General features: G+C 33.8%; 22 protein-coding genes and 2 tRNA genes. 14 read left to right on the forward strand and 10 right to left on the reverse strand.

The genetic code is table 11. The annotated features are described in order from the left end of the window. Position 1 precedes the first annotated feature (1 nt). From B4I81_RS00620 to serS, 3 genes are all read right to left on the reverse strand, one after another. The gene (locus B4I81_RS00620; protein ID WP_291106334.1) at positions 2-328 is read right to left on the reverse strand and encodes a DUF4286 family protein; all 327 of its coding nucleotides are present in this window, start codon (positions 326-328) and stop codon (positions 2-4) included. 54 nt (positions 329-382) lie between these two features. Continuing rightward, positions 383-2,164 carry a tetratricopeptide repeat protein gene (locus B4I81_RS00625; protein WP_291106336.1) on the reverse strand — a complete coding sequence of 594 codons (1,782 nt, stop codon included), beginning with the start codon at positions 2,162-2,164 and terminating at the stop codon, positions 383-385. 74 nt (positions 2,165-2,238) lie between these two features. After that, positions 2,239-3,510 (reverse strand): serine--tRNA ligase, encoded by a 1,272-nt coding sequence (serS, locus tag B4I81_RS00630; RefSeq protein WP_291106338.1) that lies wholly within the window; start codon positions 3,508-3,510, stop codon positions 2,239-2,241. A 243-nt stretch (positions 3,511-3,753) separates the two neighbouring features. Between serS and B4I81_RS00635 the strand changes: the two genes are divergently transcribed. From B4I81_RS00635 to B4I81_RS00655, 5 genes are all read left to right on the forward strand, one after another. Next, a complete protein-coding gene (locus B4I81_RS00635) occupies positions 3,754-5,685 on the forward strand; it encodes a M1 family aminopeptidase (RefSeq protein ID WP_291106340.1) in 1,932 nt (643 codons plus the stop codon). A 70-nt stretch (positions 5,686-5,755) separates the two neighbouring features. After that, on the forward strand, positions 5,756-7,087 hold the full coding sequence (rseP, locus tag B4I81_RS00640; protein ID WP_291106342.1) for an RIP metalloprotease RseP: 1,332 nt from the start codon (positions 5,756-5,758) through the stop codon (positions 7,085-7,087). 72 nt (positions 7,088-7,159) lie between these two features. Further along, positions 7,160-7,233 (forward strand) — tRNA-Asn (locus B4I81_RS00645). Between the two features lie 35 nt (positions 7,234-7,268). Next, positions 7,269-7,342, forward strand: a tRNA-Asn gene (locus B4I81_RS00650). Positions 7,343-7,543: 201 nt separating this feature from the next. Then, a complete protein-coding gene (locus B4I81_RS00655) occupies positions 7,544-7,831 on the forward strand; it encodes a GIY-YIG nuclease family protein (RefSeq protein WP_291106344.1) in 288 nt (95 codons plus the stop codon). Positions 7,832-7,956: 125 nt separating this feature from the next. Here B4I81_RS00655 and B4I81_RS00660 read toward each other — a convergent pair whose 3' ends face one another. Next, on the reverse strand, positions 7,957-8,550 hold the full coding sequence (locus B4I81_RS00660; RefSeq protein WP_291106348.1) for a 2OG-Fe(II) oxygenase: 594 nt from the start codon (positions 8,548-8,550) through the stop codon (positions 7,957-7,959). 196 nt (positions 8,551-8,746) lie between these two features. Between B4I81_RS00660 and B4I81_RS00665 the strand changes: the two genes are divergently transcribed. From B4I81_RS00665 to B4I81_RS00680, 4 genes are all read left to right on the forward strand, one after another. Then, a complete protein-coding gene (locus B4I81_RS00665) occupies positions 8,747-10,036 on the forward strand; it encodes an NAD-dependent succinate-semialdehyde dehydrogenase (RefSeq protein WP_291106350.1) in 1,290 nt (429 codons plus the stop codon). Between the two features lies 1 nt (position 10,037). Continuing rightward, positions 10,038-10,538, forward strand: a complete 501-nt coding sequence (locus B4I81_RS00670; RefSeq protein ID WP_291106352.1) for a nuclear transport factor 2 family protein — start codon at positions 10,038-10,040, stop codon at positions 10,536-10,538. Between the two features lie 146 nt (positions 10,539-10,684). Then, the gene (locus B4I81_RS00675) at positions 10,685-11,122 is read left to right on the forward strand and encodes a hypothetical protein (RefSeq protein ID WP_291106354.1); all 438 of its coding nucleotides are present in this window, start codon (positions 10,685-10,687) and stop codon (positions 11,120-11,122) included. An 18-nt stretch (positions 11,123-11,140) separates the two neighbouring features. Continuing rightward, positions 11,141-11,716 (forward strand): hypothetical protein, encoded by a 576-nt coding sequence (locus tag B4I81_RS00680; RefSeq protein ID WP_291106356.1) that lies wholly within the window; start codon positions 11,141-11,143, stop codon positions 11,714-11,716. A 50-nt stretch (positions 11,717-11,766) separates the two neighbouring features. Here B4I81_RS00680 and B4I81_RS00685 read toward each other — a convergent pair whose 3' ends face one another. After that, positions 11,767-12,723 (reverse strand): NAD-dependent epimerase/dehydratase family protein, encoded by a 957-nt coding sequence (locus B4I81_RS00685; RefSeq protein WP_291106358.1) that lies wholly within the window; start codon positions 12,721-12,723, stop codon positions 11,767-11,769. Between the two features lie 221 nt (positions 12,724-12,944). Here B4I81_RS00685 and B4I81_RS00690 point away from each other — a divergent pair, with 221 nt between their 5' ends. From B4I81_RS00690 to B4I81_RS00705, 4 genes are all read left to right on the forward strand, one after another. Continuing rightward, positions 12,945-13,547 (forward strand): hypothetical protein, encoded by a 603-nt coding sequence (locus B4I81_RS00690; protein ID WP_291106360.1) that lies wholly within the window; start codon positions 12,945-12,947, stop codon positions 13,545-13,547. A gap of 53 nt (positions 13,548-13,600) precedes the next feature. After that, positions 13,601-16,909 carry a transcription-repair coupling factor gene (mfd, locus tag B4I81_RS00695; RefSeq protein WP_291106379.1) on the forward strand — a complete coding sequence of 1,103 codons (3,309 nt, stop codon included), beginning with the start codon at positions 13,601-13,603 and terminating at the stop codon, positions 16,907-16,909. A 349-nt stretch (positions 16,910-17,258) separates the two neighbouring features. Then, complete coding sequence (locus B4I81_RS00700) at positions 17,259-17,468, forward strand: hypothetical protein (protein WP_291106361.1); 210 nt, start codon at positions 17,259-17,261, stop codon at positions 17,466-17,468. Between the two features lie 282 nt (positions 17,469-17,750). Next, the gene (locus tag B4I81_RS00705; protein WP_291106363.1) at positions 17,751-18,305 is read left to right on the forward strand and encodes an REP-associated tyrosine transposase; all 555 of its coding nucleotides are present in this window, start codon (positions 17,751-17,753) and stop codon (positions 18,303-18,305) included. Positions 18,306-18,448: 143 nt separating this feature from the next. Here the strand turns inward: B4I81_RS00705 and radA are convergent, their stop codons facing one another. The 5 genes from radA to panC are packed head-to-tail and all read right to left on the reverse strand — an operon-like array spanning position 18,449 to position 23,220. Next, entirely contained in the window at positions 18,449-19,810 is a 1,362-nt protein-coding gene (gene radA / locus B4I81_RS00710; protein WP_291106365.1) for a DNA repair protein RadA, read from the reverse strand. A gap of 6 nt (positions 19,811-19,816) precedes the next feature. Next, complete coding sequence (locus B4I81_RS00715) at positions 19,817-21,007, reverse strand: alpha/beta hydrolase (RefSeq protein WP_291106368.1); 1,191 nt, start codon at positions 21,005-21,007, stop codon at positions 19,817-19,819. A gap of 39 nt (positions 21,008-21,046) precedes the next feature. Next, a complete protein-coding gene (locus B4I81_RS00720; protein WP_291106370.1) occupies positions 21,047-22,006 on the reverse strand; it encodes a lysylphosphatidylglycerol synthase transmembrane domain-containing protein in 960 nt (319 codons plus the stop codon). Between the two features lies 1 nt (position 22,007). Then, on the reverse strand, positions 22,008-22,358 hold the full coding sequence (gene panD, locus B4I81_RS00725) for an aspartate 1-decarboxylase (protein ID WP_008255780.1): 351 nt from the start codon (positions 22,356-22,358) through the stop codon (positions 22,008-22,010). Between the two features lie 13 nt (positions 22,359-22,371). Then, the gene (gene panC, locus B4I81_RS00730; RefSeq protein WP_291106373.1) at positions 22,372-23,220 is read right to left on the reverse strand and encodes a pantoate--beta-alanine ligase; all 849 of its coding nucleotides are present in this window, start codon (positions 23,218-23,220) and stop codon (positions 22,372-22,374) included. A gap of 107 nt (positions 23,221-23,327) precedes the next feature. Here panC and B4I81_RS00735 point away from each other — a divergent pair. Further along, on the forward strand, positions 23,328-23,716 hold a 389-nt coding region (locus tag B4I81_RS00735), incomplete at its 3' end, for a glycogen/starch synthase (RefSeq protein WP_291106375.1).

Here is a 23,716-nt window from a genome sequence, read left to right on the forward strand (position 1 = left end):
TTTAGTTTGTTTCTCCGTAAAATTCTTCCATCACCTCTAATTCCGTTCTAAAAGCTAACATTTTGTCCGCAAAAAGTTGTAAGCCTTCTTGGCGTAATCTTGGTGCGTGATTTTTATAATAATCTTCTAATTTGGCTCTAGAATCGGTAAAATATTGAACGGCATAGGTTACGCCACCCATTTCTTCTTCCACTAAAACTTTAACCATTTTAGCATTGGTAAATAAACCAGTTGATAAAACATCGTTAATATGTTTGTTCTGCATCCACTTTAACCAAGCGGAATGAATGCTTTCGTCTACGTTTATGGTTACGTTGTATATAATCATTATTCTCGTTTAATCGTTTAACTAATTCTTTTCTCTTGTTTTTTCTTCTTTTCTCTAAATCGTCGAATCACCTCTTAGCATTCTATATTGTTTTCTACTTTCAGTATAATACAAACTATCTGGATGTTCTAATACTACTTTTTCGTATAATACTTTTGCTTTTTCGTTGTCTAAAAGATGTTTTCTATAAATCTCCGCCGAAAAGAATAAGGCTTCATCTTTATAAATTCCGTCTTTGTGATTGTCCAATATGTTCTGATAATATGTCAAAGCTGTATTGAAATCTCCTTTTTCTTCGTAAATTTTACCGACCTTGAATAAGGTTCCTTCTTCGATGCTTTCGCCTTTGTGTTTTTGTAAAATGGCTAAAAAGAGTTGAAGCGCTTCTTCTTTTTTATTCTGATACAATTTTAAATCGGCTGTTGAATAGGCTTGAAGTGCAACTCGTAAACTGTCTTCGGCAGAATTATCTTGAATCAGCAAAAACATTTCAATCGCATCATTTGCAATTAACAAACTCGGCGATTGTTTTAAAACTTTTACTTGTTGCAATGTCCAATCGAAATCTTTTTTATAGAAGTTGGCTTTTGCTAATTTCAGACTGGCTTCATGTGCTAAAACATCGTTTTTCAAATTATCTTCTACTTGTGCATAATACAAGATGGCTTGATTGAATTTTTCATCATACACCATAATATCCGCCAATTCCATTTTTACTTTTGCTTGTTCTCTGATGTTTAAAGTATTGTTTAAATAATCATTAAGCCTTTTTTTTGCAGCCTCCGAATTATTTAAATAAAATGCTTCAAATCTTGCAGTTAGTAAAACAATTTTTGTTTGATAAGGATTTTGATGATACTTTCCTAAAACGTTATTCAAACTACTATATATATCTTGATATTCATTAGGAAGAGCATTTTCTATTCGAGATGATAAAAGAAAATCATAAGCTTCAAGATGAAGTTGCGGATCTGTTGAATTATCTATGATAAATTGAAAAATAATTTTAGCATCTTCGTGCTGATTTTCTTCTACAGCTAATTTTCCTAGAATTATTATATTATAAATGGTTTCAGGATTTCTCTTGTAAACTGCTTTCTCTTGAATAAAGGCTTTTCCGTATTCTTTTTGCTGTACAAAAAACCAACTCAAAAATTGGTTCCAATACACATCTTGCGATTTTTGTGTTCTAAGCAATAAGTTTTTTCGAATAGTAGCTGCAAAAGAACCATCAGAATCGTCCATTAAGTAACGGGTCAGTTGGTTTTGAACCATTGAAGTTCCGTCAGGAGTGTTGAAACCATAATCTAATAGCTTGTTCAGCATAACTTCCAAATTGCCTAATTGCCCTTGAATCATGGCGGTTTGGTAATCAAAATTTAGATTTGGGTTTTTCTTTTGCGCGGTTTCATACGCTTTTAATGCCCAAGTTAACAATACTTTTTTCTCGAATGAATTAGCAATTTGGTAGGCATAATTTGGCTCTTTTTCAATTTCTTGAATGGCTAATTCGTAATTTTTTTCTGCTTTATCCGTATTTTTTTGAAGTTGGTAATTGTAACCAAGTTCAACTAATAGTAATGGTTGGTTGTATTTGTCTTTTCTTTTGGTAATGGCGTTTTCCGCTTTGTCATATTGTTGCAATTGTTGGTAACATTCAATTACTCTTTGGAAGAAGAAATAATTTGAAGGTTGTTTGGTCGAAATTTCCTCAAATAAAGAGAGTGCTTTCTGAAATTCGCCTTTTTCAAAATAGTCCATAGCCAACTGCTCATTCTGTGCCGAAACCCAAAACGAGGACAAAAACAAGATAAAAAAAGCTATTTTTTGCAACATAATTAAAACAAATAATGTACTAAAGTAACACTTTTTAGCGTCAAATTAGTACATTATTTTATAAAGATTAACGTTTAGTTAATGATATCAAATCCAGTATATTTTCTTAAAACTTCAGGAACTACGATGCCTTCTGGTGTTTGGTAGTTCTCTAAAATTCCAGCTAATACTCTTGGTAAGGCTAATGAACTTCCGTTTAACGTGTGTGCCAATTGGTTTTTACCTTCTTTGTCTTTGAAACGTAATTTTAAACGATTTGCTTGGAAAGTTTCAAAATTAGAAACCGAACTAATTTCTAACCAACGCTCTTGTGCTGTTGAATACACTTCAAAATCATACGTTAAAGCAGAAGCAAAACTCATATCACCACCACATAATCTTAGAATTCTATATGGTAATTTTAGTTCTTGTAAAATTCCTTTTACGTGTTCTACCATGCCATCTAAAGCTTCGTAAGATTTGTCAGGGTGTTCAATACGAACGATTTCAACTTTGTCAAATTGGTGTAAACGATTTAGTCCACGAACGTGAGCACCATACGAACCCGCTTCACGACGGAAACATGGCGTGTATCCTGTGCAAAGAACTGGTAAATCATTTTCGTTTAACAATACATCTCTAAAGATATTCGTTACTGGAACTTCAGCTGTTGGGATTAAATACAAATCGTCAACACCTACATGGTACATTTGACCTTCTTTATCTGGTAATTGACCAGTTCCAAAACCAGAAGCTTCGTTAACCATATGAGGAACTTGGTATTCTAAGTAACCAGCATCGGTATTTTTGTCTAAGAAATAAGTGATTAAAGCACGTTGTAATTTAGCACATTTCCCTTTGTAAACTGGAAAACCTGCTCCTGTGATTTTAACACCTAATTCAAAATCAATTAAATCGTATTTTTTTGCTAATTCCCAGTGAGGTAAAGCGCCTTCGTGCAAATTAGGAATGTCGCCTTCTTGAAAAACGTTTAAGTTTTCTTCAGGTGTTTTTCCTTCTGGAACGATGTCAGCTGGTAAATTAGGTAATTTGTATAATTCTTCTTGTAGTTTTGATGCAAAAGCATTCAATACTTCGGTTAATTCTTTGTCTTTTTCACGAAGTTGAACCGATTTTTCTTTTAAGATTTCAGCTTTTGCTTTTTCGCCACTTTTCATTAAATCTCCAATGTCTTTGGATAGCTTATTCGACTCGGATTTAATAGTATCTAATTCCACTTGAGTTGCTCTTCTTTTTTCGTCTAATGCGATAACTTCTTCAATCGCATTTTTAGCATCTAAGTTTTTCTTAGCTAATCGTTTTACTACTTCGTCTTTGTTTTCTCTAATGTACGCTATCTGTAACATAATATATAGGATTTTAAAGATGCAAATTTAAGGAATTGGATTTAGATAATACATAAAAAACAATTTCACTTACCTGTTTTTATGAATTGATGAAATTCTTACAAAAAGCTGTGCCAAAATAAAGATATTGTTGTATATTCGCTTGATTTTTATGTAAATTGATAATTTTAAGCTTAATTCTGTTGGTTTTTAATAAAGTAAAATTACATAAAAGTTACCCCAAAAAATTTATAACCTACAAAAATGAAAAAAATTACTTTAAGTTTATTACTCTTATTTGGAGTTATCGGTTTTGCCCAAACGGATAATTCTGAATTTGATAGAATGGTAGAAGCAGAGATGAAGTCTGCTTCAGCAACCATAAATTTTAGAGCCAACCCCAATACCCAAAATTATGACATTAGTTATCATGAGTTGCGATTTAGCGTAGATCCTAACAATACCACCCCATATATTAGTGGAGTAGTTACTACAACTTTTACTGCATTAAGTGATATGAGTGTTGTGACTTTTGATATGGCAACTGCTTTAGTAGTGAGTTCAGTAACAATGAATAGTTCTAACCTTACTTTTAGTCAAAGCAATTACGAGTTGAATATTAATTTACCTACAACTTTAGTTTCGGGTAATTCTGCAACAGTTGTAATTACGTATGCAGGTTCTCCGCCTCAAGCAGAAGGGGCATTTACTAGAGGAACTCATAGTGGTACTCCAGTAATTTTTACACTTTCTGAACCCTACGGAGCAAGAGATTGGTGGCCTTGTAAACAAGATTTGAATGATAAAGTAAATGCAATAGATGTTTATATTACTGCTCCATCTGCTTATGTTAGTGTTTCTAATGGGATAGGGGTTTCTCAAACCGTATCTGGAGCAAATAAAACGACCCATTTTCATCATAATTATCCAATTCCAGCTTATTTAATTGCTATTGCCGTAACAAACTATCAAATTTATAATCAGCAAGGAGGGTTAGGAACAGTTGCAAGTCCTTATTTTCCTATTGTGAATTATTTATATCCTGAAAGTTATGCTTCTGCAACTTCTGCAACTCAATTAGGAACTACTCCAACAATTATAAATTTATATGAATCTTTATTGGAGCCTTATCCATTTAGAAATGAAAAATATGGACATGCTCAATTTGGTTGGGGTGGCGGAATGGAGCATACAACGGTTTCTTTTATGGGTAGTTTCGGAAGAAGTTTAATAGCTCATGAAATGGCACATCAATGGTTTGGTAATAAAATTACATGCGGTTCTTGGAAAGACATTTGGTTGAATGAAGGTCTTACAGAATATATGTCTGGATTAGTAGTTGAAAATTTAGACGGAGCGCCTTTATTTGTGACTTGGAAAACTAATAAAATAAATTCTATTACATCACAAACTGCTGGATATGTATATCTTCAAGATTCTGATTTAACTAATGTAAATAGGATATTTTCGTCTAGATTAACATATGATAAAGGGTCCATGGTAACTCATATGTTGCGTTGGAAATTAGGTGATGCTGCATTTTTTCAAGCGCTAAAAAATTATTTAGCAGATTCTTCACTAGCTTATGGGTATGCGTTGACTGGAGATTTAAAATCACATTTAGAAAATGTATATGGTTCAAGTTTGACAGAGTTTTTTAACGATTGGATTTACATGCAAGGCTATCCTACATATACCATTACGGCTCAGAATTGGGGAGCTGGTCAGGCAAAAATTACAGTAAGTCAAACACAATCGCATGCGTCAGTTTCTTTTTTTGAAATGCCTTTAGAAATTAGACTAACAAGTGCTGAAGGTGCAAATCATGATGTAGTTGTAAACAACACAGTTAATAATCAAGAATTTGTAGTTTCGGTTCCATTTGTTGTGGCTGGAGTAACATTTGATCCAAACAAGCATATTATTTCTAAAAATAATGTTGCCACTTTGTCAAACGAATCTTTTGATTTAGACCAAACTATTTCAGTTTATCCAAATCCCGCAAATGACGAATTACACATTATGATGCCTACGACTACTCAATTAGAAAAAATAGAAATATATAATACATTGGGTCAATTATTGGCAACACATCAAACAACAGATTTCAGAATTGACAATTTAAGTTCGGGGATACACGTGATGAAAATCACCACTTCAGAAGGTGCAATTCATAAAAATTTTATAAAAAAATAGTTCTAAAATAAAATAATGATGAAAAGTAAGGTGAAAACCTTACTTTTGTCGTATAAATAAATGCATAAAAATGATTCAAGTAGCACAAATATTATTCATATTATCAGTTCTAGTAATTCTCCACGAATTTGGGCACTACATAACGGCTAAAATGTTCAAAGTACGAGTAGAGAAATTTTACTTGTTTATGGATGCTGGTTTTTCTTTAGTAAAAAAGAAAATAGGTGAAACAGAATGGGGAATCGGATGGTTGCCATTAGGAGGTTATGTAAAACTTTCAGGAATGATTGATGAAAGTATGGATACTGAGCAAATGAATGCTCCGGCAGAACCTTGGGAATTCCGTTCAAAGCCAGCTTGGCAACGTTTGATTATTATGTTGGGTGGAATTATCGTGAATGTAATCTTGGCTTGGTTGATTTTTACCATTATGTATGCAACTGTTGGACAGAAATTCATTGCTACTGAAAAAATTCAAGAAAACGGATTAGCATTTGGCGAAGTAGGTCAGAAAGCAGGATTTAGAAATGGTGATAAAATTCTTTCAGTAGATGGAAAACACCAACCAAGTTTTAACCGATTGACATTAGATGTTTTACTTGGTGATAAAGTTGAGGTAGAACGTAATGGTCAAAAAGTAGACGTGATTTTAACCGATGAGATGAAAGGTGAAATCATTAGCAAAGAAGGAAAAGAGTTTGTTGGTCCTCGTTTTTTAGGATCAGTAGTAGATTCTGTAGTTTCAAAATCGCAAGCTGAAATCGCAGGATTAAAAAAAGGAGATAAAATAAAAGCAGTAAACGGAACATTCTTCAATTATCATGATGAATACAAAGAAAATAAAAATATTTCTAAACATAAAAACGATAGTATTTCCTTATCTATTTTAAGAGGCACTGAAGTATTAACTTTAAAAGCCAAGGTAGATAAAGAAGGGAAATTAGGGTTCTTTAATAAACCCCTAGATAAATCAGATTACGAAGTAAATAATAAAATGTCTTTTGGGCAAGCAGTCCCAGCGGCGGTTAAAGAATCTTGGGCATTATTGGTTTACAACGTAAAACAATTTAAACTAATCTTGCGTCCTAAAACAGAAGCTTACAAACATGTTCAAAGTCCAATTGGAATTGCACGTCGTTTACCAGATACCTGGGATTGGGAATTCATTTGGAATTTTACCGCTTTATTCTCAATCGGATTGGCCTTTATGAACTTGTTACCAATACCCGGATTAGATGGAGGACACGCTTTATTTACAATAGTTGAAATGATTACGGGAAAAAAATTATCAGACAAAGCAGCAGGTTATGTTCAAACCGCTGGAATGATTATCTTGTTGACGCTAATGGCTTTAACTTTTGGAAAAGATATATACCAATTAGTGGTAGATAAACTTTTATAATTTTTTCAATAAAATAATTTGCGATAACAAAAAATCAGTTTATATTTGCACTCGCTAAAAAGATAAACACCTTCCTCCTTAGCTCAGTTGGTTAGAGCATCTGACTGTTAATCAGAGGGTCCTTGGTTCGAGCCCAAGAGGGGGAGCAACTTTTTAGCAAAACATAAACCTTTGAGGTGATTCCTCCTTAGCTCAGTTGGTTAGAGCATCTGACTGTTAATCAGAGGGTCCTTGGTTCGAGCCCAAGAGGGGGAGCTTAAAAAAAAGCACTTACGATAAGTAAGTGCTTTTTTTGTTTAAAATCTTATTGATAAAATACTTTATCACATTTTAAACAGTTGGTTAGAGCATCTGACTGTTAATCAGAGTCCCGATAGCTATCGGGATTGGTTCGAGCCCAAGAGGGGGAGTAACAAAAAAGCAATACAATTTGTGTCGATTTTTTATTTTTGTAAAATGAACAACACAGTTTACATTCTATACTCAAAAAAATTAGATAAACATTACATTGGTTTTACTGAAAATCTTATTCAAAGATTAGAATTTCATTTAAATGATTCACAATCCAGAAAGTTTACTTATAAATCAGATGATTGGGAATTGATTTTCACTATTGAATGTGTAACTAAACATCAAGGTTTGTCGATTGAGAAGCATATAAAATCAATGAAGAGCAGAATATATATTCAAAATTTGCTTAAATATCCCGAGATGAAATTTAAATTATTAGAAAAATATAAATGAGCATCTGACTGTTAATCAGAGTCCCGATGGCTATCGGGATTGGTTCGAGCCCATTGCTTGTCCCGATTACTATCGGGAAGGGGGAGCAACAAAAAACCGATACAATTTGTATCGGTTTTTTTATTTTAATCTCGTCTCAACCAACCCGTAACGCTCAATCGAGGTTTGTGGCTTTCTAAAACTTCATGAACCAATTCATTACTTTTAAAGAAAACTGTTTTTCTGTTGGTTGGCGCTATTTTTTGAGCTACATCGCCGTCGTAAATACACAATTCGCCACCATCTTCAGGTTGCCAATTTTCATTCAAATAGGTAATCATCGAAAACTGTCTGCTCGAATTATCTTGGAATTGGTCTAAATGTTTTCTGTAAAAACTACCTTTATCAAACAAGGCAAAATGAAATTCATATCCGGTAATTCCAGTATAACAACTGCGGTTCAAATAGGATACAAAAGCATCCACTTGATCTAAAAAAGCATTTTCATGTTCGTTATTGTTCGCTCTATCTAACCAATAAATCGCATCGCTTCGTATGGCTGAATTTTGAGTCAATTTTGCAGCATTTCCTATTCCAGCGGCTTTTAGTAAATTTTGTTCTTTCAATTCAAACAATCTTTTTACCAAGTGTTGCGCTAATTCTTCCGATACAAAATGTTCCACAATGCCCACTTTCGAATCCAAATAACTCGAAATTAAGGTTTCAAAACAATCTTCCATTTTATTTACGTTGTAAAATATCGTACAAAGATATCATTTCCTTTTTTAATTTGAGCGTTCCCACAAGGGTCGGGCTGTTCGTTGCAATCTTTATTTATAAAATTTAGCAATTTTACAAATAAAGGATTTCCTCTTCCATCCCTAACGCGAACCTCGTTTTCAATTAAAATTAGTATTTTTACAAAAACCTTTCAGCATGCAACATCTTTTAAAAGTTTCAGAAAACACGCAGCATTCTTGGCGCAATTTAAGTATTCAAAATCGAATTTCTTTTTTGCCTCAATTAGCTAAACTACTTTTAGAAAATAAAGAAGCATATGCAACTTGCATCACTACCGAAATGCACAAACCCATTTCACAAGCAATTGCCGAGGTTGAAAAATGTGCTCTTCTATGCAATTACTATTACGAAAATGCCGAAATCTTTTTAGCTACAAAAAATATACAAACCGAAGCGTCTGAAAGTTTTGTTACCTACGAACCTTTAGGAGTCATTTTAGGCGTAATGCCATGGAATTTTCCGTTTTGGCAAGTATTCCGTTTTGCGGTTCCAACACTTATCGTCGGAAATACCGTTGTGGTTAAACATGCAAGTAATGTTCCAAAATCAGCCGAATTAATTCAAGCAATTTTTGAGCAAGCAAGTTTTCCAAAAGGTTGTTATCAAGATTTACCAATTCCAAGTAGCGAAGTAGCCAATATCATCGCAAATCCAATCATTAAAGCCGTTTCATTAACCGGAAGCGAACAAGCAGGAATTGCAGTTGCTACAGAAGCTGGAAAACATTTAAAAAAGTGCGTTTTAGAATTAGGTGGAAGTAATGCTTTCGTCATTTTAGAAGATGCAAATCTAGAAAAAGCAGTAGCAACAGCTGTCAATGCCCGAATGCAAAATGCAGGCCAAAGTTGTATTGCAGCTAAGCGATTTTTAGTTCACGAAAATATTGCAGAAGAGTTTATCGATAAATTCAAAGTTGCCATTAATAACTTAAAAACTGGAAATCCGTTAGATAAAGAAACCCAAATTGGGTCGCTAGCACGTGTTGATTTAGCCGAGGAATTAGAAGTTCAAGTTCAAAAATCTATTGAAATGGGAGCTAAGCTAATCGTTGGTGGAAATAGAAAAGATGCTTTCTATGAACCTACAATTTTGACCCATGTAATCACAGAAATGCCTGTTTTCAATGAAGAAACATTCGGACCAGTTGCTGCCATCATAACTTTTAAAACCATTGAAGAAGCCATCGAATTAAGCAATCAATCAAAATTTGGTTTAGGGGTTTCTATCTTTACCCAAGACATTGATTTCATTAAAACCAAGATTTCATCCTTTAACGAAGGTGCTGTTTTCATCAATGAAATGGTAAAATCCGATCCAAGATTACCTTTCGGAGGAATCAAAAAATCAGGTTACGGAAGAGAATTAGCTGAAGATGGCATTAAAGAATTTGTAAATGTAAAAACAGTTGTAATTAATACTTTTTAATATGAAGAAACTAACCATCTTTCTCCTAGCAACTCTAACTTTCTCTTGCAAACCTTGCGAGGAAAAGCTTCAATCAGAAAAACAAAACATCACTACTATTTTAGATAATTGGCATAAAGCGGCTGCAGCTGCAAATTATGAAGCGTATTTTGGAGCGATGTCAGAGGAATCCATTTTCATCGGAACAGATGCCACGGAAAATTGGAACAAAAAACAATTTCAAGCGTTTGCAAAACCTTATTTCGATAAAGGAAGAGCATGGAACTTTAAAGCAATCGAACGCAATATCTATTTTAGCGAAAATGGGAAAATGGTTTGGTTTGATGAATTATTAAGTACGCAAATGAAAATTTGTCGCGGTTCAGGTGTTCTGGTTCAAGAAAACGGGCAATGGAAAATCAAACATTACGTACTTTCTATGACGGTTCCAAATGACAATGTGGATGAAGTTGTAAAAATAAAATCAATAATTGAAGACAAAATTCTTTCCGAAAAGAAGTGAAAATAAACATAAGTAATAGTTAATCCCAAGATAATTTGTCTTGGGATTTTTTATGTCCAAATGTTAAAAATTCAATTTTTTTATGTTTGAAAAAACCAATGAGAAATTGTTTACGTAAATGCAACTAAACAAAAATCTCAAACGTTATGAAAAGGAATAAAAAAATCAAAATTGCTTTAGGAAGTATCTTCGGAATCTTTCTGATTTTATTTGTTGTTTTGGTAGTTCACATCGCAACTGCTAAGCCTTTAGTCGTAGATAACGCTACTTTACAAATTAGCCGAATTGACTTCAAAGAACCTATAGATTCACTCAAAGCAAAAGAAATTCATCGCAATTTAAAATCCATTCCAGGAGTAAAAACCGATAGATTGAACAAAGAAACTGGTGTTTTAGTATTCTTTCACGACATCAAGGTTGCAGATTCAAAAACTATTTACAATAAGCTTATGGCTATGGGTAATTATAAGGCAGAGCGTTTTGTACTTCCAAAAGAATTAGAAAATAAAACTGCTTGTCCAGTGATGAATGAAGATAGCTTTAGCTATAAGTTTTCAAGAGGAATTCAACGAATTTTTAATTAATTTCTAAATACTATTACTATGAAAAATTTTTCAAAATTAGCCTTAATGGCTTTGTTTATTGCGTCGGGAAGTTTGTTTACATCATGTAGTGATGATGATTCAGCAAAGCCAAAATCTCTATATGCAAAATTAGGTGGTACTACTATGGTAGCTGATCCAAACAATCCTGGACAAATGATTGAGCAGGGGCGTTTAAGCTATCGTTCTGTAGTGGATTCAACCATTACTTTAATTGTTTCTGACATTGTGGTAGGAGCAGAAGGAAACTTAGGGCAACATTTTGCACCAGTAATTTCAGAAGCATTAAGTGGAAATACTACTAACGTAGCTATTTTGAGTGACAATTTGACGGATTTCTTTTCAGCAAATACTGGGGGTGGTGCTACTAATACTTACACAGGATTAGATATGGTAGCTGCTCATAATCCAGCTCAAAATCCGCGTATGGGGAAAAAATCAAATAATGCTGAGTACACAAAATTTATTGGATATGTGGGTGAAGCTGCAGGTCTAAATGGAGTAACTGACCCAGCAATTATTAACGAAGTAGTGGCAGTGTTAGAATCATTGAGAGCTCCTATAGTTCAGGAGTAAGTTTGTTTTTTGTTTTAATGGAAAACGCCCCGAATAATCGAGGCGTTTTTTTATTTGTTATAAATATGTTCGTTTAAGTTTTTGAACATATCTACGGTCATATTTTCTAAATCAAAATCGTTTTTCCAACCCCAATCTTCTCTTGCCGAAGTATCATCAATGCTTGCCGGCCAACTATCTGCAATTTTCTGGCGGAAATCAGGTTCGTAGCTCAATTCGAAATTTGGATAATGTTTTTTGATTTCTTTTCCAATTTGTTTCGGAGTAAAACTCATGGCTGCTAAATTGTAAGCAGAACGAATTTTTACTTGTTCCGCTGGAGCTTGCATAATTCCTATTGTTGCTTTAATCGCATCATCCATGTACATCATTGGTAATTCTGAATTCTCAGATAAGAAACTCGTAAATTTCCCATCGGTAATTGCTTTGTGATAAATGTCTACTGCGTAATCTGTAGTTCCACCACCAGCTTCAGTACTCCAGCTAATTAAACCGGGATAACGAATGCTTCTTACATCTACACCATATTGTTTGTGGTAATATTCACACCATCGTTCTCCTGTTTGTTTCGAAATTCCATAAACCGTTGAAGGTTCCATAACGGTGTATTGAGGTGTATTGTGTCTAGGAGTTGTAGGTCCAAAAACCGCAATACTCGAAGGCCAAAAAATCTTTTTAATTTTTCCTGCTTTGGCTAAATTTAAAACATGAAACAACGAATTCATATTCAAATCCCAAGCAAAAGCCGGATTTTTCTCAGCGGTAGCCGAAAGCAATGCCGCCATTAAATACACATCAGTAATTTGATATTTCTCAAGTAAATGCTCAATTTGATTATAATCAAGAGCGTTTACCACTTCAAAAATTCCGTTATTAACTACATCATTTTCTAATTTTCTGATATCTGATGCGATAACGTTATTAACTCCGTAGGTAGCTCTAAGTTTTGCTGTAAGCTCGGTGCCAATTTGACCACAAGCACCAATTATTAAAATTTTCGTATCCATTTTGTTGTGTAAATGAGGTAACAAATATAGTATTTTACCGTTATTTTGCCGATGGATTTTTGTGATATTTTTACAAATTGCAACCAAAATTTAAATATTTAATAAATTAACATCTTTTAAATGGTTTTTCTTAATTGATTAACAAATTTGGTGTTAAGATAATATTAGAAAAAATGCAGCATTCGGCAAACATTTGTACCTTTGCTTTTTAATTTATCCGAATGAAAGTTTTCTTATGTAGTTTATCGCTTTTAGTTTTAACCTTGATTTCATGCGAAAATGAAAATCAGCAACTAGAAGCCCAAAAAGTAGCTCAAAAAAACGAAGCTGTTTTTAAGAACATTTCGAAAATGTGGCAATTTAATTTTCCAACGCCTAGACCTGAAGTGGCAGCTACTTTAGGCAGATGGAACGAGTGGCGTCAATTTGAAATCGAAATGCGTCAAAAACCACAATCTACTTTGTCTGCTTTTCAGATGAAAACTAAAAATTTATCAAAAAAAGCAGATACTTTGGTCTTGACAGTTCCTTTCGAATATAACAAACCTCAGATTTTAAGTAGAATTACGACTTTGAATACGAAATTAAAATCACTTGAGACCTTCATGAATTTACGAGTAATTCCAGAACAACGAATTGCTAAATTAATTCCAGAAATTAACGAAGAAATCAAAGGTTTATACAAACAATGGGATGAAATTATTATCAAAAAGGCGATTCCAAAGGAAATTGGAGAAGAATTGATGTTGCAAGCTTTGGATACAACAAGAAATGCGAATCCAGACGAAATGCGAAAGAAGATGGAAATTTCAGATAAAAAATAAAGTAAGTTTTGAGCAAGTCCGACATTATATCCATCTATGATAAATCACCCAAAATTGCTGTTTTAGAAAGCACTTTTGCCTCTCGAAACAAATCACAAGCTACTGGTTTAGTAGGTTCGTCATTGTCTTTTGTATTACAATCGTTATTTTCGAAATCTGAACTTCCGTTCCTGATTTTATTCAGCAATAAAGAAGAAGCGGCTTATTATTTGAACGATTTAGAACAAATAATTAATGCCGAAGACGTTCTTTTTTACCCAAGTTCGTACAGAAGACCCTACCAAATTGAAGAGACCGATAACGCTAATGTTTTGTTGCGTGCCGAGGTTTTAAACCGAATCAATTCGCACAAAAAACCAGCAATTATTGTTTCGTATGCGGAAGCCATTTTTGAAAAAGTCGTTACCAGAAAAGAATTAGAAAAGAATACTTTAAAATTGTCGGTTGGCGATAATTTGTCTATTGATTTTATCAACGAAACCTTATTCGAATACAATTTCAAACGTGTTGATTTTGTTACTGAGCCGGGCGAATTTTCCGTTCGTGGTGGAATTATTGATGTGTTTTCATTTTCCAATGATAATCCGTACCGAATTGAATTTTTCGGAAACGAAGTTGATAGCATCCGAAGTTTTGATGTGGAAACCCAATTGTCAGTTGAAAAGCTGAAAAAGATTTCCATCATTCCCAACGTCGAAAATAAACTACTGCAAGAAAACCGCGAAAGTTTCTTAGATTATATCAACGAAAAAACGGTTTTAGTCATTCAAAATACCGAATTATTAGGGCAACAATTGGATAAATTATTCGATAAAGCCAATGAAGCTTTCGAGAAATTATCCAAAGACATTCAACACGCAAAACCCGAAGAATTATTCTTAAATCAAAAACAGTTTTTAAAACGTGCGCTTGATTTTTCAGTTATCGAATTGCATACTAACGCTGTTTTTAAAACCGATAAAAAAGTCGAATTTCATATTCAACCGCAACCGTCTTTCAATAAGCAATTTGATTTATTGTTGAACAATTTGAGCGAGAATCATTTCAATGGTTACAAAAATTATTTGTGTTGTTCTAATGAAAATCAGGCGAGTCGTTTTCATGATATTTTTGAAGATATTGATGAAGCCAATCACGAAAGCATTCGCAAGCAATATAAAACCATGGTGTTGCCTCTGTTTGAAGGTTTCATCGATGAAGAAAATCAAATTGCGTGTTATACCGACCATCAAATTTTTGAGCGTTACCATAAGTTTTCCATTAAAAATGGATATTCTAAAAAGCAGACGATTACCTTAAAAGAACTGACTTCGTTGTCGGTTGGCGATTATGTAACGCACATCGATCACGGAATTGGAAAGTTTGGTGGTTTGCAGAAAATTCAAGTAGAAGGTAAAACGCAAGAAGCCATAAAATTGGTCTATGCCGATAACGATATTGTGTATGTGAGCATTCATTCGCTTCATAAAATCTCAAAATACAATGGAAAAGATGGCGCGCCTCCTAAGATTTACAAATTAGGAAGTAACGCTTGGAAAACCCTAAAACAAAAAACAAAAGCGCGTGTAAAACACATTGCGTTCAACTTAATTCAGTTGTATGCGAAGCGAAGATTAGATAAAGGTTTTCAGTTTGCACCCGATAGTTATTTGCAAAAAGAATTAGAAAGTTCGTTCATTTACGAAGATACGCCCGACCAAATTACCGCTACAGCCGATGTAAAAGCCGACATGGAAAGCGAACGTCCGATGGATCGATTGGTTTGTGGTGATGTAGGTTTTGGAAAAACAGAAGTTGCCATTCGTGCAGCTTTTAAAGCGGTTGATAATGGGAAACAAGTTGCCGTTTTGGTACCAACAACCATTTTAGCGTATCAACATTACCGAACGTTTTCGGAACGTTTGAAAGACATGCCGGTTACCGTTAGTTATTTGAACCGATTTAGAACTGCGAAACAAAAATCGGAAACCCTTCAAAAATTAGCGGAAGGAAAAGTCGATATTTTAATTGGAACACATCAATTGGTCAATAAAAATGTGGTATTTAAAGATTTAGGCTTGTTGATTATCGACGAAGAGCAAAAGTTCGGAGTGAACGTAAAAGACAAATTAAAAACTATCGCTACAAATGTCGATACCTTGACATTAACCGCCACTCCGATTCCGAGAACGTTGCAGTTTTCATTGATGGCAGCGCGCGATTTATCGGTAATTACAACGCCTCCGCCAAATCGTTATCCGATAGAAACGCAAGTCATTCGTTTTAATGAAGAAGTCATACGCGATGCGGTTTCCTATGAAATTCAGCGTGGTGGACAAGTCTATTTCATCAACAACCGAATTGAAAACATCAAAGAAGTAGCGGGAATGATTCAACGCTTGGTTCCAGGAGCAAAAGTCGGCATCGGTCATGGTCAAATGGATGGAAAAAAATTAGAAGAATTAATGTTGGCTTTCATGGAAGGCGAATTTGACGTTTTAGTCGCAACTACCATTATCGAAAGCGGTTTAGATGTGCCAAATGCGAACACGATTTTCATCAATAACGCCAATAATTTCGGCTTGTCTGATTTGCACCAAATGCGTGGTCGTGTGGGAAGAAGTAATAAAAAAGCGTTTTGTTATTTCATTACGCCGCCGTATTCGATGATGACGGGAGAAGCGCAAAAACGTATTACGGCTTTGGAACAATTTAGCGAATTAGGAAGCGGTTTCAACATTGCAATGAAAGATTTGGAAATTCGTGGTGCAGGTGATTTATTAGGTGGTGAACAAAGTGGTTTTATCAACGAAATTGGTTTTGATACCTACCAAAAAATTATGAACGAAGCCATTGACGAGTTGAAAGAAAACGAGTTTAAAGACTTGTACCAAGAAGAAAACGACATTGAAACCAAAGAGTTTGTCAAAGACATTCAAATTGATACCGATTTCGAATTGCTGTTCCCAGATGAATACATCAACAACATTACCGAACGTTTGAATTTATACAATGAGTTGAGCCAAATCAAAGACGAAGCCACGCTACAACAATTTGAACAAAAACTAATTGACCGTTTTGGAGCTTTACCAAAACCAGCCATTGCCTTACTAAATAGTGTACGTATCAAATGGAAAGCAACAGCAATGGGAATTGAACGTTTGATGATGAAACAAGGCAAAATGATAGGCTATTTCATTGGCGACCAACAAAGTGATTTTTACCAAAGTAACCGTTTTATGAAAGTGCTACAATTTGCCCAACGCAACGGCAATGTTTGTAAAATAAAAGAAAAAGAAACTAAAAACGGTTTACGTTTATTGCTGACTTTTGATAATGTGAAAAGTGTAAATAAGGCGTTGGAGTTGTTGGAGGGGATTTAAGAATTTTTTTGAAGTGGATTTGTGCACGATATTAAATTCCGAGCTATCGGGTTACGCTTATTGCTGACTTTTGATAATGTGAAAAGTGTAAATAAGGCGTTGGAGTTGTTGGAGGGGATTTAATACTTATTTTTATTTTAAGTGAGAATTTTTATAAAGAAAGAAATTCAGTTTTAAACTAGAAAATATGAAAACTAAATATTTTAATTATGCTGCTTTTATTTTGGTTATAATTTGGATTGTTTATAATCTTTATCAAGGAAATCTTTATGATAATGAGATAGAAAAAAATGGAGTTGTAACTATCGGTAAAATTATAAAATTTTAAGGAGCTGGTAAAAGACCATACTTGAGATACAAATTTTATTCAAACGGGAAGTTGTATTTTTCTGATTCTCCAAGAGATGATAAAGGGGAAAAAATAGGTGAATTCTACAAAGTGATTTTTTCTTCAAAAAATCCGGAGGTTTCAAGGGTTTATTTAGATAATAAAATTACAGATAAAACATTGATTTTAAAAGCAGGTTTTTCTGAAGATGATATTAATTCAATAGATTGAAAATTTTGGAGTTTTCCCGACCGCTCGGATATCTCACTACAACGATAGCGCGGAATTGTATTCCGTGCCCACAAAGTAAATAAAACACAACATTATAATTGGCAAAATTTTTTTATATTTGAATATAAATTAAACGCCATGTCAACAAAATACAAAACCCGACCGCTCTGATATCTGACCACAACGATAGAGCGGAATTGCATTCCGTGCCCACAAAGTAATTAAAAAACACAACATTATAATTGACAAAGTTTTTTTATATTTGAATATAAATTACACGCCATGTCAACAAAATACAAAGCCACTACATCAGAAGACGCTTACTTTATTACTATTACAACTGTAGGCTGGGTCGATGTTTTTACACGATTAAATCAAAAATATATTATCACTGATTCTCTAAAGCATTGCCAACAAAATAAAGGATTAGAAATTTATGCGTATTGCATCATGAGCAGTCACATTCATTTATTTTGCAAAGCAACTAATGGTTTTATTTTATCAGATGTGATACGAGATTTCAAAAAATTTACTTCCAAAAAAATTATCCAAACCATAATAGACGAGCCTGAGAGCAGAAGAGAATGGTTGTTGCCCTATTTTCAAAAAGCTTGTGAACATTTAAAACGAGAACAACAATATAAAGTTTGGCAAGATGGTTATCATGCCGAACATATTTATAGCAATTCCTTTATAAAACAAAAGATTGAATACATTCACAATAATCCTGTGAAAGATAAAATAGTTACGTTGCCTGAAGATTATTATTTTAGCTCAGCCAGAAATTATGCTGGTTTAGAAAATGAATTAGAAATTGTTTTGTTAGATTTGTTTTGAAGTAGATGGTGGGCACGGAATGTAATTCCGCACTATCGACGTATCATAAATAAAGTGAATTTGTTTTCAAGTATATTGTGGGCACGGATTATAAATCCGCGCTATCGACTGTAATGTCGAAATTCAACTTTTGATAAACAAACCTACCCAAACAACTCACTCACCACATCTTCAATCTTCGCCACTAAAACAATTTTGATTCCTGTATTTTTCAAGGAAATTTTATTGTGTTTGGAAACAAAAATGGTGGTAAAACCTAATTTTTCGGCTTCTTGAATGCGTTGTTCAATGCGGTTAACGGGTCTAATTTCGCCTGAAAGCCCTACTTCTCCTGCAAAGCAAAAACCTTCAGCAATGGCAATGTCTTCGTTTGAAGATAAAATAGCTGCCACAACGGCTAAATCAATCGCCGTGTCTTCTACTGAAATTCCGCCTGTTACGTTTAAAAACACGTCTTTTGTACCTAATCTAAAGCCAGCACGTTTTTCTAAAACCGCTAAAATCATGTTCAAGCGTTTGGCGTTGTAACCTGTGGTGCTGCGTTGGGGCGTTCCATAAACTGCAGTACTCACCAAAGCTTGAATTTCCAACATCAACGGACGCATGCCTTCTAAAGTAGTGGCAATTGCCGTTCCTGAGAGTTGTTCGTCTTTATGTGAAATCAAAATTTCAGAAGGATTATCAACTTCTCGTAAACCTGAACCTTGCATTTCGTAAATGCCTAATTCGGCAGTAGAACCAAATCGGTTTTTCAACGAACGTAAAATTCTATAAACATGATTTCTATCGCCTTCAAATTGTAAAACGGTATCGACCATGTGTTCCAAAATCTTGGGTCCAGCGATGGTTCCGTCTTTTGTAATGTGACCGATTAAAAGTACTGGGGTATTGGTTTCTTTGGCAAATTTTATCAATTCAGCTGTACATTCTCTAATTTGAGAAATACTTCCTGCCGACGATTCGATATAATCGGTATGCAAAGTTTGAATCGAATCGATAATGACAATATCGGGTTCAATTTCCAAAATTTGACGGAAGATATTTTGAGTTTTGGTTTCGGTTAAAATGTAGCAATTATCGCCATTAGAAGTAATGCGTTCAGCACGCATCTTTATCTGTTTTTGGCTTTCTTCTCCCGAAACATAAAGTGTTTTGTAAGGTAATTTTAAAGCAATTTGCAAGAGCAATGTACTTTTTCCAATTCCTGGTTCTCCACCTAACAACGTAAGTGAACCTGGAACTAATCCACCACCCAAAACCCGATTCAACTCGTTATCTGTTGTGTTCAATCGGATTTCTTGTGCGGTGTCTATTTCTTTTACAAGTAAAGGTTTTGTAGCCGCTTTAGATGTAGCTGTTGTAGTTTTCCAAGCTACTTTTTCTTCTTTTTGAACCAATTCTTCTACAATGGTATTCCATTCTTTGCAAGCATTACATTGGCCTTGCCATTTTGAATATTGGGTGCCACAATTTTGGCAAAAGAAAGCGGTTTTTACTTTACTCATTTGGTTTTATTCTTGTTTTTCTGTTGGTTGATTCGTTGGTGTTTCTGCAGGTACATCTTCTGTAGGTTCATCAGGTTTTCCTTTTAAGGCTTCTGCACGATTCATCATGAAGTCTTTTGTGATTTCACGAATCGCCTCTTGTGTAAATGCTTTTTGATAGCTTTTTATTGCTTTTTTGTAATTTCCTGTTTTTTCAAAATATAGCGCTTCATGATAGGTGCCTAATGTTGTTTTTGGATAATGTTTGTTAGCAAAATCACTTAATGGCATCAATTCATTGTATGCTTTATTTTTAAGAATGGCTGCTTCAATAGCTTTGAAATCACTTAACCTAGGTTTCATTTTAAAACCAAAACGTTTTTCTAATTCGTCGTATTTCGCAATCAAATAATCGGTATAGCCTGCATCTAATTTTAAAATTTCTACCATTGAAATCGGTTGGTACCCATCAAAAACAAAGTAAATAGCATTTGGAATTGCCTTAGCCACTAGCGAATAATGCGAAGCACCTTTGAAAGCATCGTTTTGATATTTAAATATTGCATTTGGAACGGCTTTAATATTGGCATCTAATTCCGCTGCTTTTTCATTAATTTCTTTTAAATCACCTTCGCCTGTAGCTTGATAATAGAAAACGGGTTTTACCATTTTTGCTAAACGTTCTGCTACACGTTTTTCCATTTCTGGAGCCATTTCTGGAGCTAATGAAATATAAGCATTGAAAATTGGATTGTCTTTGTATAAATAAAAGTTTAAAAAACCGGCAGTAGTGTCGTGTCCAGCAATCATTCGAAAAGGAAGCGTTCGGTATTTTTTATCTATATAGGGATATAATTCTTGTCCAATAAATTCAAAAAAATTAGCACCTGAACCTGATGGAAATCCAGCATCATCAAATTCACTATCGGCAAATCGTGTTTCGCCATTATTTTGATCTATTGCAATGATAATCATCTCGGGTAAATCATCCCAATAAGCTCCATATTTTAAAATGCCTTCAAAAGGATCTAATAAATATTCGCCATCTAAAACTAACAAGGTTGGGTATTTTTTCTCGGGACTTGAAGCATACGAAGGTGGGGTAACCACTGTAAAAGTTCGATTTCCTAACTTTTTTGATTGGATGGTTTCGGGGGTACGTTGAGCAAATAAGCATGACGTTACCATTAAAGTAATAAGGAAAAGTTTAATTTTCATTTTAAATAGTTTGGTTAAATAGATTAGCAATTTACTAATTTATTTTTTATTTAAAATAGGCAAAAGTAAATAAGATAATAAACCTAAAAATATGGTTAAAATAGTTTGCGAAACCCATGCAATCCATCCAAAGGCTACTCCCACTTCATTTGGAATTCCGTAAAGGGAATAAATCATAGCGATAGCTAAAGGATAAGCGCCAAGACCACCATTAGTAAAACCAACAGCTAGACTACCAAAAATAAACCCCATAATTACTACATCAAAGCTAATATTTGAAGTTTCGGGAAGTGCAAAAATGGCGACATAAAACATAATTAGGTAAGAGAACCAAATAAAAAATGAATGAAAAATGTAGTTCCATTTGTCTTTCATTTTTAAAATACTCGTCATGCCTTCAATTAAACCCGATAATTTATTTTTTAATTTTTGAATAATTTTCCATTCTGCATAAATCCAAACCAAGATGAAAAGAATAAAAATGATTATTCCACCAGCTAATAAGTATAAAATTTTTTCTACCGGAAGTTTTTCAATTAAAAATTGATAAAGTTTTTCAAATTGTAATAGGAAAGCAACAATAACAAATAAAAAGAAAATCATTAAATCTACAATTCGTTCTGCAACGATTGTTCCAAATCCCTTGTCAAATGGGATGTTTTCGTATTTTTTAAGTAAAGCAGCTCTTGTGATTTCGCCTGATCTGGGAATGGTAAGGTTTACAAAATAGGAAACACAAACCGTAAGTAAATCGTTGTGAAACTTTGTTTGGTATCCTAAATGATTAAGAGCAAATTTCCAACGATATGCACGAGACCAAAACCCGAAAAGTGCTATAAAAAGGGATAAATAAATGTAAAAATAATTGGCTTTTATGAAGCTGATTTTAATTTTTTCTAATTCATCTGGTGAAAGGGTAGTATACTGATAATAAATAATTCCTAACCCAATCAATAAAGGGATAGTTAGACTTAAAAATTTTCGGATACTAGCTTTCAAACTATGTTAAAGAATTATCTTTCTCGTTAGGAAAAACTAAAGTAGGTTTGAATTTTTTAGCTTCTTCAAAGTCCATAATACCGTAAGAAATGATAATCACAATATCGCCACGGTGAACTTTACGAGCTGCAGGTCCGTTTAAAGTAATTTCACCAGTGTTTCTAGGCCCTTTGATAGCATACGTTTCTAATCGTTCTCCATTATTGATGTTAACGATTTGTACTTTTTCACCTTCAATAATATTAGAAGCTTCCATTAGTGCTTCATCGATGGTGATACTTCCTATGTAATTCAAATCGGCACCTGTTACGGTTACTCTATGAATTTTCGATTTTACTACTTGAATTTGCATGTTGCAAAGGTAATTAATTTAGTGAAATATTATCAATTAATCTGATATTCTCAATAAAAATGGCGATAAATCCTCGATACTTTTTATTGGATTCTTTTTCAGAAACGGGTAAAAGAGTAGTTTCTTCTGCTATTTCAAAATATTCTAATTCAAATTCAGCATGTTTTTTCAATTCGTCTTCTACGTATTTTGTTGTTTCTTCAGCAGAATGAGTTTGGAAAAAATCTTTAGCACTGTTTAAAATTTGATAAATTACAGCAGCTTTTTCTCTTGCAGTATCTGATAGTCTTTCGTTGCGAGAACTCATAGCCAAACCATTTGCTTCACGATGAATTGGGCAACCAATAACTTCAACTGGAATGTTGTGTTTGGAAACTAATTTTTTCACAATTTGTAGTTGCTGAAAATCTTTCTCACCAAAATAAGCTTTGTTCGGTTGAACAATTTCAAACAATCTTTTTACGATTGTACCAACGCCATCAAAATGTCCTGGTCGGTGTTTGCCTTCCATTTGATTTTCTAAACCATCGTAATTGAAACTTTCAGAAACGGTGTTCCCTTCATAAATATCGGCTACTTCTGGTGCATAAACGATGATGTTGTTGCTTAAATCTTGCATGATTTGCACATCGCGTTCCAGAGTTCTTGGATATTTATCTAAATCTTCAGCGTTGTTAAATTGCGTTGGATTTACAAAAATACTCATCACTGTTACATCGTTTTCAGAAAGCGATTTTTTAAGTAACGATAGGTGTCCTTGATGTAATGCTCCCATTGTAGGAACAAATCCAATAGATTTATTTTGTTTGAGTAATGGGCTTAAAAAAGCACTTAAATCGGACTTTTTGTTAAAAATGAGCATTTATATATTGATTAAATCAGGTGCAAACTTACTATTTTAGTGGATAAATCCATAAAATTTTGTAATTTTGCAAGGTTTTTTAAAACAATAATTAACTAGAATACATTATGGAAGACAAGAGGATATTGTATGTATCATCTGAAGTGGTGCCTTATTTAGCTGAAAACGAAGTGTCGTTACAATCGTATGAAATGCCGAAAATGATTAATGATTTAGGTGGTCAAATACGAATTTTTATGCCTAGATATGGTAATATTAATGAAAGAAGACACCAATTGCATGAAGTTATTCGTTTATCAGGAATGAATTTGGTGGTGAATGATATGGATATGCCTCTTATTATTAAAGTAGCTTCAATTCCAAAAGAAAGAATACAAGTTTATTTTATTGATAACGACGAATATTTCAAAAGAAAAGCAACCTTTACTGACGAAGAAGGAGTTTTATATCCAGATAATGATGAAAGAGCTATTTTCTTTGCAAAAGGTGTTGTAGA

Source organism: Flavobacterium sp. UBA6195 (assembly GCF_002422095.1).
GTDB lineage: Bacteria > Bacteroidota > Bacteroidia > Flavobacteriales > Flavobacteriaceae > Flavobacterium.